Origin of the sequence: Massilia sp. X63 (assembly GCF_041023745.1) — a bacterium.
Classification (GTDB): domain Bacteria; phylum Pseudomonadota; class Gammaproteobacteria; order Burkholderiales; family Burkholderiaceae_D; genus Telluria.
Genome location: NZ_JBFTEF010000005.1, coordinates 199272 through 213757 on the forward strand (window position 1 = coordinate 199272; position 14486 = coordinate 213757).

At 66.2% G+C, this 14486-nt stretch carries 15 protein-coding genes, 1 other RNA gene and 1 riboswitch; of the genes, 8 read left to right on the forward strand and 8 right to left on the reverse strand.

Annotated features, from left to right (window positions below):
• Window positions 1-2 precede the first annotated feature (2 nt).
• An RNA gene (rnpB, locus tag AB3347_RS12270) (RNase P RNA component class A) lies at window positions 3-341 on the reverse strand.
• A 60-nt stretch (window positions 342-401) separates the two neighbouring features.
• The gene (locus AB3347_RS12275; RefSeq protein WP_369092087.1) at window positions 402-1520 is read right to left on the reverse strand and encodes a S41 family peptidase; all 1119 of its coding nucleotides are present in this window, start codon (window positions 1518-1520) and stop codon (window positions 402-404) included.
• A 147-nt stretch (window positions 1521-1667) separates the two neighbouring features.
• Between AB3347_RS12275 and AB3347_RS12280 the strand changes: the two genes are divergently transcribed.
• The gene (locus tag AB3347_RS12280) at window positions 1668-3371 is read left to right on the forward strand and encodes a thiamine pyrophosphate-binding protein (RefSeq protein WP_369092088.1); all 1704 of its coding nucleotides are present in this window, start codon (window positions 1668-1670) and stop codon (window positions 3369-3371) included.
• 111 nt (window positions 3372-3482) lie between these two features.
• On the opposite strand, the gene AB3347_RS12285 is transcribed toward AB3347_RS12280, so the two are convergent.
• Window positions 3483-3899 (reverse strand): hypothetical protein, encoded by a 417-nt coding sequence (locus AB3347_RS12285; RefSeq protein WP_369092089.1) that lies wholly within the window; start codon window positions 3897-3899, stop codon window positions 3483-3485.
• A gap of 24 nt (window positions 3900-3923) precedes the next feature.
• On the opposite strand from AB3347_RS12285, the gene ftsY reads away from it, so the two are divergent.
• From ftsY to rpoH, 4 genes are all read left to right on the forward strand, one after another.
• Window positions 3924-5078 (forward strand): signal recognition particle-docking protein FtsY, encoded by a 1155-nt coding sequence (gene ftsY / locus AB3347_RS12290; protein WP_369092090.1) that lies wholly within the window; start codon window positions 3924-3926, stop codon window positions 5076-5078.
• A 13-nt stretch (window positions 5079-5091) separates the two neighbouring features.
• Window positions 5092-5769: a cell division ATP-binding protein FtsE gene (locus tag AB3347_RS12295; protein ID WP_369092091.1), complete on the forward strand. Its 678-nt coding sequence runs from the start codon at window positions 5092-5094 to the stop codon at window positions 5767-5769.
• On the forward strand, window positions 5766-6680 hold the full coding sequence (gene ftsX, locus AB3347_RS12300) for a permease-like cell division protein FtsX (protein ID WP_369092092.1): 915 nt from the start codon (window positions 5766-5768) through the stop codon (window positions 6678-6680). The genes AB3347_RS12295 and ftsX overlap by 4 nt, the downstream gene beginning before the upstream one ends.
• Before the next feature lie 458 nt (window positions 6681-7138).
• A complete protein-coding gene (gene rpoH, locus AB3347_RS12305) occupies window positions 7139-8029 on the forward strand; it encodes an RNA polymerase sigma factor RpoH (protein ID WP_369092093.1) in 891 nt (296 codons plus the stop codon).
• Between the two features lie 244 nt (window positions 8030-8273).
• Here the strand turns inward: rpoH and AB3347_RS12310 are convergent, their stop codons facing one another.
• Window positions 8274-8768, reverse strand: a complete 495-nt coding sequence (locus tag AB3347_RS12310) for a hypothetical protein (protein ID WP_369092094.1) — start codon at window positions 8766-8768, stop codon at window positions 8274-8276.
• A gap of 80 nt (window positions 8769-8848) precedes the next feature.
• Window positions 8849-9250 carry an energy transducer TonB gene (locus AB3347_RS12315; RefSeq protein WP_369092095.1) on the reverse strand — a complete coding sequence of 134 codons (402 nt, stop codon included), beginning with the start codon at window positions 9248-9250 and terminating at the stop codon, window positions 8849-8851.
• A 197-nt stretch (window positions 9251-9447) separates the two neighbouring features.
• Between AB3347_RS12315 and yghU the strand changes: the two genes are divergently transcribed.
• From yghU to AB3347_RS12330, 3 genes are all read left to right on the forward strand, one after another.
• The gene (gene yghU, locus AB3347_RS12320; RefSeq protein WP_369092096.1) at window positions 9448-10284 is read left to right on the forward strand and encodes a glutathione-dependent disulfide-bond oxidoreductase; all 837 of its coding nucleotides are present in this window, start codon (window positions 9448-9450) and stop codon (window positions 10282-10284) included.
• Window positions 10285-10409: 125 nt separating this feature from the next.
• Entirely contained in the window at window positions 10410-10889 is a 480-nt protein-coding gene (locus tag AB3347_RS12325) for a VOC family protein (protein WP_369092097.1), read from the forward strand.
• 130 nt (window positions 10890-11019) lie between these two features.
• A complete protein-coding gene (locus AB3347_RS12330; RefSeq protein WP_369092098.1) occupies window positions 11020-11643 on the forward strand; it encodes an exopolysaccharide biosynthesis protein in 624 nt (207 codons plus the stop codon).
• A gap of 30 nt (window positions 11644-11673) precedes the next feature.
• Here AB3347_RS12330 and AB3347_RS12335 read toward each other — a convergent pair whose 3' ends face one another.
• From AB3347_RS12335 to AB3347_RS12345, 3 genes are all read right to left on the reverse strand, one after another.
• The gene (locus tag AB3347_RS12335; protein WP_369092099.1) at window positions 11674-13236 is read right to left on the reverse strand and encodes a transporter associated domain-containing protein; all 1563 of its coding nucleotides are present in this window, start codon (window positions 13234-13236) and stop codon (window positions 11674-11676) included.
• 92 nt (window positions 13237-13328) lie between these two features.
• Window positions 13329-13658 carry a hypothetical protein gene (locus AB3347_RS12340; RefSeq protein ID WP_369092100.1) on the reverse strand — a complete coding sequence of 110 codons (330 nt, stop codon included), beginning with the start codon at window positions 13656-13658 and terminating at the stop codon, window positions 13329-13331.
• Between the two features lie 74 nt (window positions 13659-13732).
• Entirely contained in the window at window positions 13733-14296 is a 564-nt protein-coding gene (locus tag AB3347_RS12345) for a manganese efflux pump MntP family protein (RefSeq protein ID WP_369092101.1), read from the reverse strand.
• A 15-nt stretch (window positions 14297-14311) separates the two neighbouring features.
• Window positions 14312-14485: riboswitch (yybP-ykoY riboswitch) on the reverse strand.
• Window position 14486 lies beyond the last annotated feature (1 nt).

Here is a 14486-nt window from a genome sequence, read left to right on the forward strand (position 1 = left end):
TCAAGTAAAGCAGGCCGATAGGCCGGATTCTGTGTAGTGGTCTCCCTTGCGGGACGCCCCTATGACAGCCATTCCTCTAGGCGCTGGATTACTCCAGCGCTCAAGCTTCCTACCCGCACGCTCCGCGAGCAACATCAACGCGTGCCTATTTGGAATTGCTCCAGGTGGAGGTTACCGCGTTTCACCGTAACTTAATACGCTCGTCTCTGTGGCCCTATTCCTCGCCTTATACCTTGCGGCTTTCAGCGGACGGCCGTTAACCGTCACCCCGCTCTGTGGAGTCCGGACCTTCCTCCCGCCCTCACCCGAAGATGAGGACCAGCGACTGTCTGGCCTGCTTCACGGCATCATTGTAACCGATGCGGACGCCGCCCGGCCCCTTCCCGGCCTCCGGTGTCCTGCTAGCGCAACGCGCCGGTCTCGAGCCAGCGCTGCACCTGCTTCACTTCCGCGGCGCGTCCGGCCTCGTCGGCCGGCTTGGGCAGCAGCAGGTCAGGTGCGATGCCGACGCCGTCGATACGCATGTCGGGCAGGCGGGTGCTGCGCGTGGTCGCGTAGTACAGCATGCGCCCGGAAGGCAGCGCGTGCCCGCGCATGTTCGACATGTCGAGCGAGCCGAAGCTCGAGCGGCCGACCAGCTTCACCTTGAAGCTGCCGCGTACGCTCAGCAGGAACTGTTCGCAGCTGCTGCCGCACTTGCGGTCGACCAGCACCGCCACGCGCGCGGGCGCCTGCGGTTCGCGCGCCGGCGCGCGCTCGATGCGCATGCGCTCTTCCCCCATCAGCACCCGGCTGCCCGGCGCGGCGGCGCGCATCTTGCGCACGATCGGGTCCATGGTCTCGGCGCAGGAAGCCGGGTCGCTGGTGAGCGCGCAGATGCCTTCCTGGGCGCGGATGTTGGCCGGCGTGACCAGGTACTCGACCGAATGCGCCGGGTAGTCGCCGTCGAGCAGCCAGGGCAGCAGCGGCGCGTAGGTGGAATCGGAACCGCCGCCGTTGGCGCGCACGTCGACGATCCAGTACTTGTGCGATTCGAGCGCCGCACGCTGCTCGGCCAGCAGCGCTTTCAAGGCCGCGGCGTAGCGGTCGTCGAAGGTGGGCAGCACCAGCAGCAGCGTGTCCTTGCCCAGCAGCTCCAGGCGCGGCGCGCGCGGGTCGGCGCTGCCCTTGAGCTCGGGGCGCGCGGTCGTTCCGGCCACGCCGGCGCCCGCCACCGCCGGCGCCACCCGCAGGTGACCGACCCGCCAGGCGCGCAGGTAGGTCTGCAGGACCGGCTCGCAGCCGGCGGCGTCGGTGAGCGCGCCGGCCTCGCCGCGGGCCTTGCGCAAGGCGGCCTCGATGGCGCCGCCATGATCGGCCAGGTGGTCGGCGCCGCCGGCATCGTTGACCGGCATGAAGGCGGCGATCGCCTCGAGGTCGGCCAGGCAGCGGTCCGCCTCGGGACCGGCGGCGCTTGCGCTGCCGATGTGCGCGGACAGCAGGAGCGCAAACAGGAATCCGATCGGGTATTTGGCGGGCATAGGGGGCAGCTTGCGAAAAAATAAACGTTCGGATCATACGTTTGCCTTGCTTCTTTTTGTGTAATTTTGTGTCGCCATTTCAAAAGCCTTGCCCGGCTCATCCACATAGAATGCTCGGATAGCAAAACCTTAAGGATGATCGACACCATGACGCACCCTTCCCGCACCGGCGGCCAGATCCTGGTCGATGCGCTCCATACCCACGGCGTGGACACCGCCTTCGGCGTCCCCGGCGAAAGCTACCTCGACGTGCTGGATGCGCTGCACGATTCGGATATCCGCTTCGTGATCAACCGGCAGGAAGGCGGCGCGGCGTTCATGGCCGAGGCCTACGGCAAGATGACCGGCAAGCCGGGCATCTGCTTCGTCACCCGCGGCCCGGGCGCCACCAACGCGTCGATCGGCGTGCACACCGCCTACCAGGACTCGACCCCGATGATCCTGTTCATCGGCCAGGTCGGCAGCGACTTCATCGACCGCGAAGCCTTCCAGGAAATCGACTACCGCCGCATGTACGGCCAGATGGCCAAGTGGGTGACCCAGATCGACCGCGCCGACCGCATCCCCGAATACATCGCGCGCGCCTTCCAGGTGGCCACCAGCGGCCGTCCGGGCCCGGTGGTGCTGGCCCTGCCCGAAGACATGCTGGTGACCAAAGCCGAAGTGGCGGACGCGCGCCGCTACCAGCCGGTGCAGGCCGCGCCCTCGCAAGCGCAGATCGACCAGCTGCGCGCCATGCTGGCCGAAGCCGAGCGCCCGATCGTGCTGCTGGGCGGCGGCTCCTGGACCGGGCAGGCCTGCGCCGACCTGGCCCGCTTTGCCGAAGCCAACCAGCTGCCGGTGGGCTGCACCTTCCGCTTCCAGGACCTGCTCGACAACGCGCACCCGAACTACGTGGGCGACGTCGGCATCGGCATCAATCCGAAGCTGGCGGCGCGCGTGAAGGAAGCGGACCTGGTGATCGCGATCGGCCCGCGCCTGGGCGAGATGACCACCAGCGGCTATTCGCTGCTGTCGTCGCCGGTGCCGCGCCAGCGCCTGGTGCACATCCATGCCGATCCGGACGAACTGGGCAGCGTGTACCAGGCCGAACTGATGATCGCCAGCGGCCCGGCGCAGGCCTGCGCGATGCTGACCGCGATGGCGCCGGTGGATGCGTCGGCCTGGGCCGGCGCGATCGCCGAGGCCAGGGCCGAACTGGCCGCCTGGCAGGCGCAGCCGCCGATCTTCCGCGAAGGCGGTGCGCCGCTCGACCTGTGGCAGGTGATGCAGGAACTGATGCGGCAAGTACCGCGCGACACCATCATCACCAACGGCGCCGGCAACTACGCGACCTGGGCGCACCGCTTCTACCGCTACGGCGGAAAGCGCACCCAGCTGGCCCCGACCAACGGCGCCATGGGTTATGCCGTGCCGGCCGGGGTGGCGGCCAAGATCATCGAACCGCAGCGCACCGTGGTCACCTTTGCCGGCGACGGCGAATTCATGATGACCGGACAGGAACTGGCAACTGCCGTGCAATACGGCGCCGGCGTGGTCCTGCTGGTGTTTAATAACAACATGTTCGGCACCATCCGCATGCACCAGGAACGCGAATACCCGGGCCGCGTGTCGGGCACCAATCTGCACAATCCGGATTTCGCGGCGCTGGCGCGCGCCTATGGCGGCCACGGCGAGGTGGTCGAGAAGACCGAGGAATTCGCGCCCGCCCTGCAGCGCGCGCTGGCGCATGCGAACGAACGCAAGCTGCCGGCCGTGATCGAACTGCGCTACGACGGCAACCTGATTACGCCGAACGCGACGCTCGAGACGATTCGCAAGACGGCGGCAGCGGCAAAAGCCAGCCGCTAAGTCGTAGGGTGGGCGGCCATGCCGCCCACGCGGTGATTGCTGGCAGCGAGATCATCCCGCGAGAAAGCGGAGCCGGTAACAATCACCGCGTGGGCAGGAAACCTGCCCACCCTACTGGCCGAGCCCCAGTTCCGCCGGCAGCGGAATCGGCTTGTCGAAGAAACTGACCTGCTCGGGATTGGTCAGGAACAATGCGACGAGGGCAATGAACGCCCACACGATAATGTTGCGCATGTTCGCGGCGCCGCCATCCGTGGCATTGTCGCCATGGATGAGCCGCTTCAGGAAATTGGTAATTTTCACGGTGTGCCCCGTTGTCTTTTGTGGTTTTCTCTCTGTGTTCAATTTAACGCAAGTCGCCGGCGTTTTCCAGAACCGCACTGTTGAGTAGCCAGTCAGTTTCAGCAATAACACAACAAACAGTTCCTTCGACGCATCTTCCAGCATCGGCCCGCGCTGCTGGAGGATGTGTCTTGCTGCTCTGGTAAAATATTCGCTACTTTTTTCATCGCCGGCTCGCGCCGGCATCGTGCGCAGGATTCGCCCCTATATATGTTTAGTTTCTTCAAAAGAAAGAAGCCTGAAACCGAGCTTCCTGAGCCGCAGCAAGCGGCGTCCGCTCCCGCGGCGGCGCCGATGTTCGTGCCCGGTGCGCTGGATGCGCCGCCGAGCCAGGCGCCTGCTCCTGCTCCAGTCTCGGCGCCAGTTTCGGCTCCCGCTCCCGCTCCCGCCCCGGCCGCACCGGCCGCGGTCCAAGTCGGCGAGCTGTTCCCGGAAACCGCGGAACGCCCCACCAGCGAAGCCGAGCAGAAGCGTTCCTGGATGGCGCGCCTGAAGGCCGGCCTGTCCAAGACCTCGAGCAACCTGTCGCTGCTGTTCGTCGGCGCGCGCATCGACGAGGACCTGTACGAGGAACTCGAATCCGCCCTCCTGATGTCCGACGCCGGCATGGACGCCACCCAGTACCTGCTGGACGCCCTGCGCCGCAAAGTCAAGGAAGACCGGCTGCTGGACGCCGCCCAGGTCAAGGCCGCGCTCAAGGAGCTGATGGTCGAGCTCCTGCTGCCGCTGCAGAAGCCGCTGGAGCTGGGGCGCCACGAACCGCTGGTGATGATGATCTCGGGCGTGAACGGCGCCGGCAAGACCACCACCATCGGCAAGCTGGCCAAGCACATGCAGCGCTTCGACCAGTCGGTGCTGCTGGCCGCGGGCGACACCTTCCGCGCCGCCGCGCGCGAGCAGCTAATGGTCTGGGGCCAGCGCAACAACGTCACCGTGATCTCGCAGGCCTCGGGCGACCCGGCCGCGGTCGCCTTCGACGCGGTGCAATCGGGCAAGGCGCGCGGCACCGACGTCGTGATGGTCGACACCGCCGGCCGCCTGCCGACCCAGCTGCACCTGATGGAAGAACTCAAGAAGATCAAGCGCGTCATCGGCAAGGGCATGGATGGCGCCCCGCACGAAACGCTCCTGGTCATCGACGGCAACACCGGCCAGAACGCCCTGGCCCAGGTGAAGGCCTTCGACGACGCGCTGCAGCTCACCGGCCTGGTGATCACCAAGCTGGACGGCACCGCCAAGGGCGGCGTGCTGGCCGCGATCGCACGCACCCGCCCGGTGCCGGTGTACTTCATCGGCGTGGGCGAGAAGCTGGACGACCTGCAGCCGTTCAACGCCGACGAATTCGTCGAAGCGCTGCTCGGTTAAGGAACGGCCCTCGATGATCGAATTCCAGTCCGTCTCCAAGCAATATTCCACCGATGCCTATGCCTTGCGCGAGGTGTCCCTCGAGATCGCCAAGGGCGAGCTGGTCTACCTGGCCGGCCCGTCGGGCGCGGGCAAGTCGACCCTGATGAAGATGGTGGCCGCCGTCGAGCGCCCCACCAGCGGCACGGTCACCGTCAACGGCAAGGACATCGGCCGCATCGGCAAGGCCGGCATCCCCTTCCTGCGCCGTAACCTGGGGCTGATCTTCCAGCACCAGCGCCTGCTCAACGACCGCAACATCCTGGCCAACGTGATGCTGCCCCTGCTCGTCACCGGCGCCCCGAAGGCGCTGGCGGAACAGCGCGCCCGCGCGGCCCTCGACAAGGTGGGCCTGGAACAGCGCGCCAGGGCGATGCCGCTGGAACTGTCCGGCGGCGAGCAACAGCGCGTGGCGGTGGCGCGCGCCATCGTCAACCGTCCGCAGATCATCCTGGCCGACGAGCCGACCGCCAACCTCGACCGCGTGGCGGCCGACAAGGTGCTGGACGCGCTGCGCGCCTTCAACGCCGTGGGCGTGACCTGCGTGATCTCGACCCATGACGACCAGGTGCTCGACAGCGCGACGGCGCGGGTGATCCGCCTGGAGCAGGGCCAGCTGGTCCCTGCCGGCCGCAGCGGAGGTGCAGCATGAGCCCGTGGGTCCGCCAACACCGCTTCGCTTTTGGCGCAGCCCTGTCCACGGTGCGCAAGTCGCCGGGCAGCTTCCTGTTCAACGTGCTCGTGGTCGCCTTTGCCCTGATGCTGCCCTTTGCCGGCATCACCCTGCTCGACAACGTGCGCCCGCTGTCCGAACAGCTGTCGGTCGATCCCGAAATCAGCGTGTTCATGAAGCTCGAGGCCACGCGCGAGGAAGCGGCCGCCCTGCAGCCGCGCATCAAGGCGATCGCCGCCGCCGGCGGCAAGGCCGACGTGGCCTTCGTCCCGCGCGAGGAAGCCCTGGCCTCGATGAAGGAGCAGAGCGGCCTGGGCGACGTGATCGACACGCTGGGCGACAACCCGCTGCCGGACAGCTACCGGATGCGCCTGGACGGCAGCAACGCCGCCGGCCAGGTCGACGCCATCACCGAGCAGCTGCGCGCGCTGCCGGGCGTGGACGTGGTGCAGGTCGATTCGGCCTGGGTCAAGCGCCTGGCCGCGATGCTGGCCATCCTGCGCCTGGCGCTGCTGCTGCTGGCCCTGACGCTGGGCGTCGTGGTGATCGCGGTGGTATTCAACACGGTCCGGCTGCAGGTGCTGACCCAGAAGGAAGAGATCGCCGTCTCGAAGCTGCTGGGCGCCACCGACAACTTCATCCACCGCCCCTTCTACTACACGGGCGCCCTGCTCGGCCTGTGCGCAGGCATGGTGGCGCTGGGCGCGGTGATGCTGGCCTTGCGCCCGCTGAACGCCGCGATTGCCGATTTCGCCAAGTTGTATGCCTCGGCATTCCAGCTGGCCCCGCTCGGCGCGCTGGAGACGGCCGGCGTGCTGGCGATCAGTGCCGGGCTCGGGCTGATCGGGGCCATGCTGTCGGTGCAGCGTCACCTGGCGCGCGTGCGCTGACATCTGGCTTGCGCGGGCGGCCCGGCCGTCCGCGCCTGCTCTGGAACGCCCCCCCTGCTGTTCACCCTACGCTCAGACGAGCGCTACTCCTACAGGCCGCCCCTGGTGAAGGTGCGCCATCCAACAGAAGGCCCTATCCTGGGCCTTTAACCTGTCCCTAATACGATTTCCAGCCGTTTTTTGTTCACATTTGATCTGGATCAATCAAATCCGGATCGCCTGCTCTACAGTAAAAACGATGCAATTTTGATTCCCATAAGCAATACTTTAGCCAGACTTAATCGATTTCGATAAATCGATGCCTTGCCTAGCACTCCCCCGGCGAGAGTGCTAATATATGTCTCGAATACAGCGAAATCAAGGAAAGCACCCGAGTAACAAGCAGTAACGCTGGTGTCGCGCGGCATGGGTCCGTGGCACATTAAGGGTGTAGCAAGATTACTACGAGGGAAATGAACATGTCCGCACAATCCGCATTGGTCCCTGCCGGCAGTCGCGCCCTGAACCTGGGTTTTACCGGCAATCTCGGCAATATTGACGCCTACATCTCGGCCGTCAATCGCCTGCCGATGCTCACCCACGAAGAAGAAGTTTCGCTGGCGAAGTCGCTGCGGGAAAAGAATGACCTCGACGCCGCCCAGAAGCTGGTGCTCTCGCACCTGCGCCTGGTGGTATCGATCGCGCGCGGCTACCTCGGCTACGGCCTGCCGCACGCCGACCTGATCCAGGAAGGCAACATCGGCCTGATGAAGGCAGTCAAGCGTTTCGACCCGAACCAGGGCGTGCGTCTCGTGTCGTACGCGATGCACTGGATCAAGGCCGAGATGCACGAATACATCCTGAAGAACTGGCGCCTGGTGAAGGTCGCCACGACCAAGGCCCAGCGCAAGCTGTTCTTCAACCTGCGCAGCAACAAGGTTGGCCTCGACACCATGACCCCGAGCCAGGTCGACGAGCTGGCGAAGATGCTCGACGTCAAGCGCGAGGAAGTGATCGAGATGGAAACCCGCCTGTCGGGCCGCGACATCGCCCTCGAATCGCCGACCGACGACGACGACGACAAGTTCGCCCCGATCGCCTACCTGTCGTCCGAGCAGCAGGAGCCGACCCGCGTGCTGGAGGCCGAACAGGTCGACCGCCTGCAGTCGGAAGGCCTGGAGACCGCGCTGGGCAAGCTGGACCCGCGTTCGCGCCGCATCGTCGAAGCGCGCTGGCTGGCCAATGACGACGGTTCGGGCGCCACGCTGCACACCCTGGCCGAAGAGTTCGGCGTGTCGGCCGAGCGCATCCGCCAGATCGAATCGGCTGCGCTGAAGAAGATGAAGGGAGCGCTGGCGGCTTACGTGTAAACGTCGTCCAGTCCCTGAAAAGAACCCGCTGCGGCGGGTTTTTTCATTGGTGCTCGTGGCTGTGTAGGGTGGGGGTCAGGTCTGACAATCGGACACGAGCTCGAGGGTTGCTCGATCGTCTTGCTCAGCTCGTGTCTAAATGTCAGACCTGACCCCGATGTACTGAAAAAACCCGCTGCGGCGGTTTTTTTCATTGCTGCTCGTGGCTGCGGCAGCGAGCAGATTGGATTGAGGGAAGGACGCGCTAGCGTCCGGCACGCAAGCGCTGGCGGAGTCGTTCCAGCGGCACGAAGCCGCGTTCATCTTTCATTGGCAGCAGATCGATCCCATCGACCATGGCCCAGGATTTCGGTAGCAATAGCACGCCCTCGTGGGAATAGGTGGCGCCGATATAGCTGGCGAATCCCTGCTTGTCGATGTCGGCGAGAACCAGGCGCGTTTCCATCGGTATCGTCGGTCGGTTGAATTCGCCCAACTTGGACTTGCCTACGACGGTAGCGCCGGGGTCGGCACCCGCCAGGACCTCGATCACCCGGAGACTGACCAGTTGACAGTCCCCGTGCCGCGACAGGCAGATCCGGGTGACGCCGCCCTCTGTCGTCTCGAGACGCGGACAGGTTACAGGGCAATACTCCGTGCCCTCCTTCACGAACTCCAGCTTGTCGATTGCACCGAGCACGATCGTCTTCTGGGCCTGCGCCGTGCTCGTACTCAGCAGCGAAAGAAGCACAACGGCCATGAGACAAATTGATCGCATTGAAAACTACCCGTTGGATGATTGAGCTTACAGCAGGATCTTTTAGCGAAGCCGTAGACGATTTATTGCGGCTTCCACACGTATTGGATGGCAGTCCAGGCGTCGACCGGTTTACCGTCGACCCGTGGCGGATTGAAGCGGCACTTGGAGAGTCCGACGAGCGCGGCCTCGTCAAGTGCAGGGGAACCTGAAGAAGCCTGGACCAGGGATCGCTTGACGGTGCCGTCGGCGCCGATCAGGAAGCGCAGCGTTACTGTCCCCTGGCGGTTCTGTTTCAATTCCTGCTCAGGATACTCGGGGCGCGAGCATGTTTCAGTCCTTATATTGCCAGGAGCATCGGCAGCAAGCTTGACCGTCCTGGTCGTGTCGCCGGCATGCGCAGCGCCTGGCCCCATGAACAACAAGCCCAGCGCAAGCGACCTACTCGCTGTCAAGACATCGTTGAAACGTCTCCGGTCCGACATGCATCCTCCTCGGTAATCTCCCTATTTTTGTCGGCTTGCGTCCGGGCTTTGCCTGGGGCGCCGTTCTGCTCACTATCGCACATTGCCCGAGCAGAAAAGTCGCACACTGTAACGAAGTACCTTTTCCGGCGCGTCCGGCACGTCCCGCCCGCGCCGGCTAGAATGATCGCTTTGATCAGATGCCCAAGGAGCGCCCGATGACCGATCCCTATGTGCCGCCGACAGTCTGGACCCCGCCTGCCGCTTCCGGCGGCACTTTTGCCAACATCAACCGCCCGGTCGCCGGCCCGACCCACGAGGCCGAGCTCCCGGTCGGCAAGCACCCGCTGCAGCTGTACTCGCTGGCCACGCCGAACGGCGTGAAGGTGACCATCATGCTGGAGGAACTGCTGGCCCTCGGCCACACGGGCGCGGAGTATGACGCCTGGCTCATCAAGATCAACGAAGGCGCCCAGTTCTCGAGCGGCTTCGTGGCGATCAACCCGAACTCGAAGATCCCGGCCATGGTCGACCGCAGCGGGCCCGAGCCAGTGCGCGTGTTCGAGTCCGGTTCGATCCTGGTCTACCTAGCCGAGAAGTTCGGCGCCTTCCTGCCGAAGGAGATCCCGGCCCGCACCGAGACCCTGAACTGGCTGTTCTGGCAGATGGGTTCGGCGCCTTTCGTGGGCGGCGGCTTCGGCCACTTCTACGCCTATGCACCGGAGAAGCTGCAGTACCCGATCGACCGCTATGCCATGGAAACCAAGCGCCAGCTCGACGTGCTGGAGCGCCAGCTGGCCGAGAACCGCTTCGTCGCAGGCAATGAATACACGATTGCCGACATGGCGATCTGGCCCTGGTATGGCGGCATGGTGCGCGGCGAGCTGTACGAGGCCGGCGAATTCCTGTCGGTGCACGAGTACAAACACGTGCGCCGCTGGGCCGACGAAGTCGCGGCGCGCCCGGCCGTCATGCGCGGCCGCAAGGTCAACCGCGTGCGTGGCAATCCCGAAGAGCAAGTGCCGGAACGCCACGACGCGGCCGACCTCGACTGATGCCTGACAGCACCGGGGCTGATCTCCCATAAGTCGGACCGCGGCGGCTGCCGGACGGCCGCGCGTTTGCGTTATGCTGGCGCGCGAGCTTCCCACCCGATATGCCAACGATTGGAGACATGCCCATGGTCAGCAAGAACACGATTTGCCTCTGGTTCAACGGAACCGCGCTGGAAGCGGCGCAGTTCTATGCCGCTACCTTCCCGGACAGCGCGGTGGGCCAGGTCTTCCGCGCGCCCAGCGACTACCCGGTCGGCAAGCAGGGCGACGTGCTGACGGTCGCGTTCACCGTGGCCGGCGTGTCCTGCATCGGCCTGAACGGCGGACCGGCCTTCCAGCACAGCCCGGCCTTCTCCTTCCAGATCGCCACCGACGACCAGCAAGAAACCGACCGCCTGTGGAACGCCATCGTCGGCAATGGCGGCCAGCCGAGCGATTGCGGCTGGTGCCAGGACCGCTGGGGCCTGTCCTGGCAGATCACGCCGCGCGTGCTCACCGACGGCCTGGCCGATCCCGACCCGGCGGTGGCCAAGCGGGTCTTCGAAGCGATGATGACGATGGGCAAGATCGACGTCGCCGCGATCGAAGCGGCCCGGCGCGGCTGAGCAACTTCACATTCGTGTTCCGTCCAGGACGCTGAGCACGTCCTGGCGTGCTCTATACTATTGCCCGACCTTGGGCGCCCGTGCGCCGCGATCCATGAACCACTTCCACCGCAAGACGAAAGAACACGCAATGCAAGCCGAACCGATTTCACGGAAGCTCCGCAACCTGGTGCGCTCGCTGCCGCCCACCGGCATCACGCTGAGCGAACTGATCCACCGTGTCGGCAACGACGGCCTGCTGATCCTGGCCGCCCTGCTGACCCTGGTCTTCCTGATCCCGGTCTCGATCCCCGGCGTGAGCACGGTGTTCGGCGCCGCCATCCTGCTCATCGGCCTGAGCCGCCTGTTCGGGCGCGAGCTGTGGATCCCGGCGCGCCTGAAGCATCGCACCATCGCCACCAAGAAATTGCGTCCGCTCTTGCGCAAATCCCTGTCCTGGCTCGGCAAGATCGAGCGGGTCAGCAAGCCCAACCGCATTCCATGGCTGGTGGCCGGCGGTTCGGTCCAGCACCTGAACAACGCCGCCCTGATCCTGGGCGCCGTGCTCCTGATGATGCCCTTCGGCCTGATCCCGTTCAGCAATACCTTCCCGGCGGTGGCCCTGCTGTTCCTGGCGATCGGCCTGCTGCAGCGCGACGGCGTCTGCGTGCTGCTGGGCCATATCAGCAACGTCCTCACCATCCTGTACTTCGGCGTGCTGATCGCCGGCGGCGGCCTGGCGCTGCGCGAGCTGATCGCGCGCCTGGCCGCCTGAGCCCGAACCGCCGCACGCCGGAACAGGCGGCTAGCGCTCCTGCGCCTCGGCCTCCCCGGCCAGGCGCCGGATCGCGACCCGGGCGATGCGCCGGTCCTCGACCGCGAGGATCTCGAAGCGCAGCCCGTCCACCTCGACCGCCTGGCCGGCGGCGGGCAGGGTTTCGAAGCGCGCCAGCAGGAAGCCGGCCAGCGAGGTGTAGACCGCGTCCTCGCCCACCAGCGCATCGGTCTCCAGCACCTGTTCCAGCAGGTGCAGGTCGGCCGCGCCGTCGGCTTCCCAGTGGCCCGGCGCCTGCAGTCGCAGCGCCGGCTGCTCGTCCTCGTCCGGGAATTCGCCGGCGATCGCTTCCAGGATGTCGATCGGCGTGAGCAGTCCCTGCACCACGCCGTATTCGTCCGCCACCAGCACCAGCTGGCCGCGGGCGCGCTTGAGCGCCTCCATCGCCTTCAGTACCCCGGCCGTGTCGGGCAGGTAGATCGGCTTCCTGAGCAGGGACGCCTGCGCCGGGTCGATCCGGCGGTACAGCAGCAGCGCGCCGATCAGGTCCTTGGTACGCGCCACCCCGAGCACCTCGTCGACGTCGCCGCGGCAGACCGGCAGCTGGTTGTGCGGGGTTTTCTGCAGCTGCTGGAGGATGATCCCCGGTTCCTGGTCCAGGTTCACCCAGGACATCTCCGAGCGCGGCGTCATGATCGAGCGGATCGAGCGGTCGGCCAGGGTCAGCACCCCGCTGACCATGTTGCGCTCCTCGACGGCGAAGGTGTCGCGCGCGGCAGCCTCCTCGCTGGCGGGCGCTTCCTCGGCGGCGGCGCGGTGCTTGCCGAGCAGGCGCAGCACCGTGTCGGCGGTGCGCTCGCGCAGCGGCAGGCGCGCCTGGTTCTTCAGGAAGTTACGGCGCGCGAACTGGTTCAGGGCCTCGATCAGGATCGAGAAGCCGATCGCCGCATACAGGTAGCCCTTCGGGATGTGGAAGCCCAGGCCCTCGGCCACCAGGCTCAGGCCGATCATCAGCAGGAAGCTCAGGCACAGCACCACCACGGTCGGGTGGGCGTTGACGAAACGGGTCAGCGGCTTCGAGGCCAGGATCATGATGCCGATCGAGATGACCACCGCGGCCATCATCACGCCCAGTTCGTCGACCATGCCCACCGCCGTGATCACCGCGTCGAGCGAGAACACGGCATCGAGCACCACGATCTGCGCCACCACCGCGGCGAAGCCGGCATACACCCGAGGGCCGGACTGGGCATGGGTGACGCCTTCGAGGCGCTCATGCAGCTCGACGGTGGCCTTGAACAGCAGGAACAGGCCGCCGACCAGCAGAATCAGGTCGCGCCCCGAGAAGGCCTGCGAGCCGAGCGAGAACAGCGGCGCGGTCAGGGTGACCAGCCAGGAGACGATGGTGAGCAGGCCGAGGCGCATCGCCATGGCCAGCGACAGGCCGATCAGGCGCGCCCTGTCGCGCTGGTGCGGCGGCAGCTTGTCCGCCAGGATGGCGATAAAAATCAGGTTGTCGATGCCCAGGACGATTTCCAGGAGCACCAGTGTCAGCAAACCCACCCAGATCGTGGGGTCGAATAGCCATTCCATCTTGCTTGCCTTATCAAATGTAAACAGTGAGAGCCGCCGGCAAGCGTGGCGCTTGCCGGACCGGCCGGACGGGACGGGGCATGGCCCCCGGATCAGGCGAGCCGGGGTGGCTTGAAGGGAGGCGGCAGGGACAGGCCGGTGCGTGCGGGATCGCGCGGCGCCGCCGCGCCGGCGCAGGGACCGGCCAGGTGCAGCACGCGTTCCTGGTTCACGAGGTCGTGGAGATCGGCGACCGAAGGCGGTTCGTCGGGGTCGACGTCGCCGCGCGCTTCCGCATCGGCAAGCGCATCGGCACCGGCGGACAGCACGGCGGTGGCGTGCTCGTGCGCGCCGCCCGGCTGCGCCGTAGAGGCGGATAGCGAGAGCGCGAACACGTTCAGGGGGAACAGCAGGATCAGGAAGATGACGAGAATTCGTCTCATACGATGTCGGGATACATGACGGCGCGAGTATACCATGCGTGCCGGCGCGAGCGCGGCGGCACGCGGGACGCCGCTCAGTTCGACAGGTGCTCGATCAGGATGGTGGTGCCGACCAGCACCAGCACCACGCCCCCGATGCGCTCGGCGTTGCGGCCCACGGCCGCGCCCAGGCGCCGGCCGAGCAGCACGCCGATCGTGACCATCACGGTGGTCGAGATGCCGATCGCGATCGCCGCATGCACGATCGAGACGTCGACGAAGGCCAGGCCGACGCCGACCGCCATCGCATCGATGCTGGTCGCCACCGCGGTCAGCACCAGCACCGCCAGGTTCTGCGAGCCGGCCGAGGCTTCCTCTTCGTCGTCCTCGCCGAAGGACAGCCAGAACATGCGCCCGCCCAGGCCCAGCAGCAGGACGAAGGCGATCCAGTGGTCCCACTGGCGGATGGCGTCGGCGGCCAGCGAGCCCAGGGCCCAGCCGATCAGCGGCGTGATGGTTTCGATGCAGCCGAACAGCAGGCCGATACGCAGTGCTTGCGGCAGGCCGGGCTTGCGCAGGGCGGCGCCCTTGGCGATCGCCGCGGCAAAGGCGTCGGTCGACATCGCAAGGGCAAGGAAGATCAGGGCGGTGAAGGTCATGCTGGGGTTCCGGTCGGGCGAGTTATCAGCAGAACGCAAGGGCGCACCCGCACGCCCGACAAGGCGCGGATGGGCCGATGGTCTCGCCAACCGCTAGGCTGCCCGCGCCACGCTTCGGCATGAAGCGAGTATGTTGACACGGGCCCTCCCGCATTGCGCAGGAGGAGGCTACTCCCCATAGGGTGTGGGC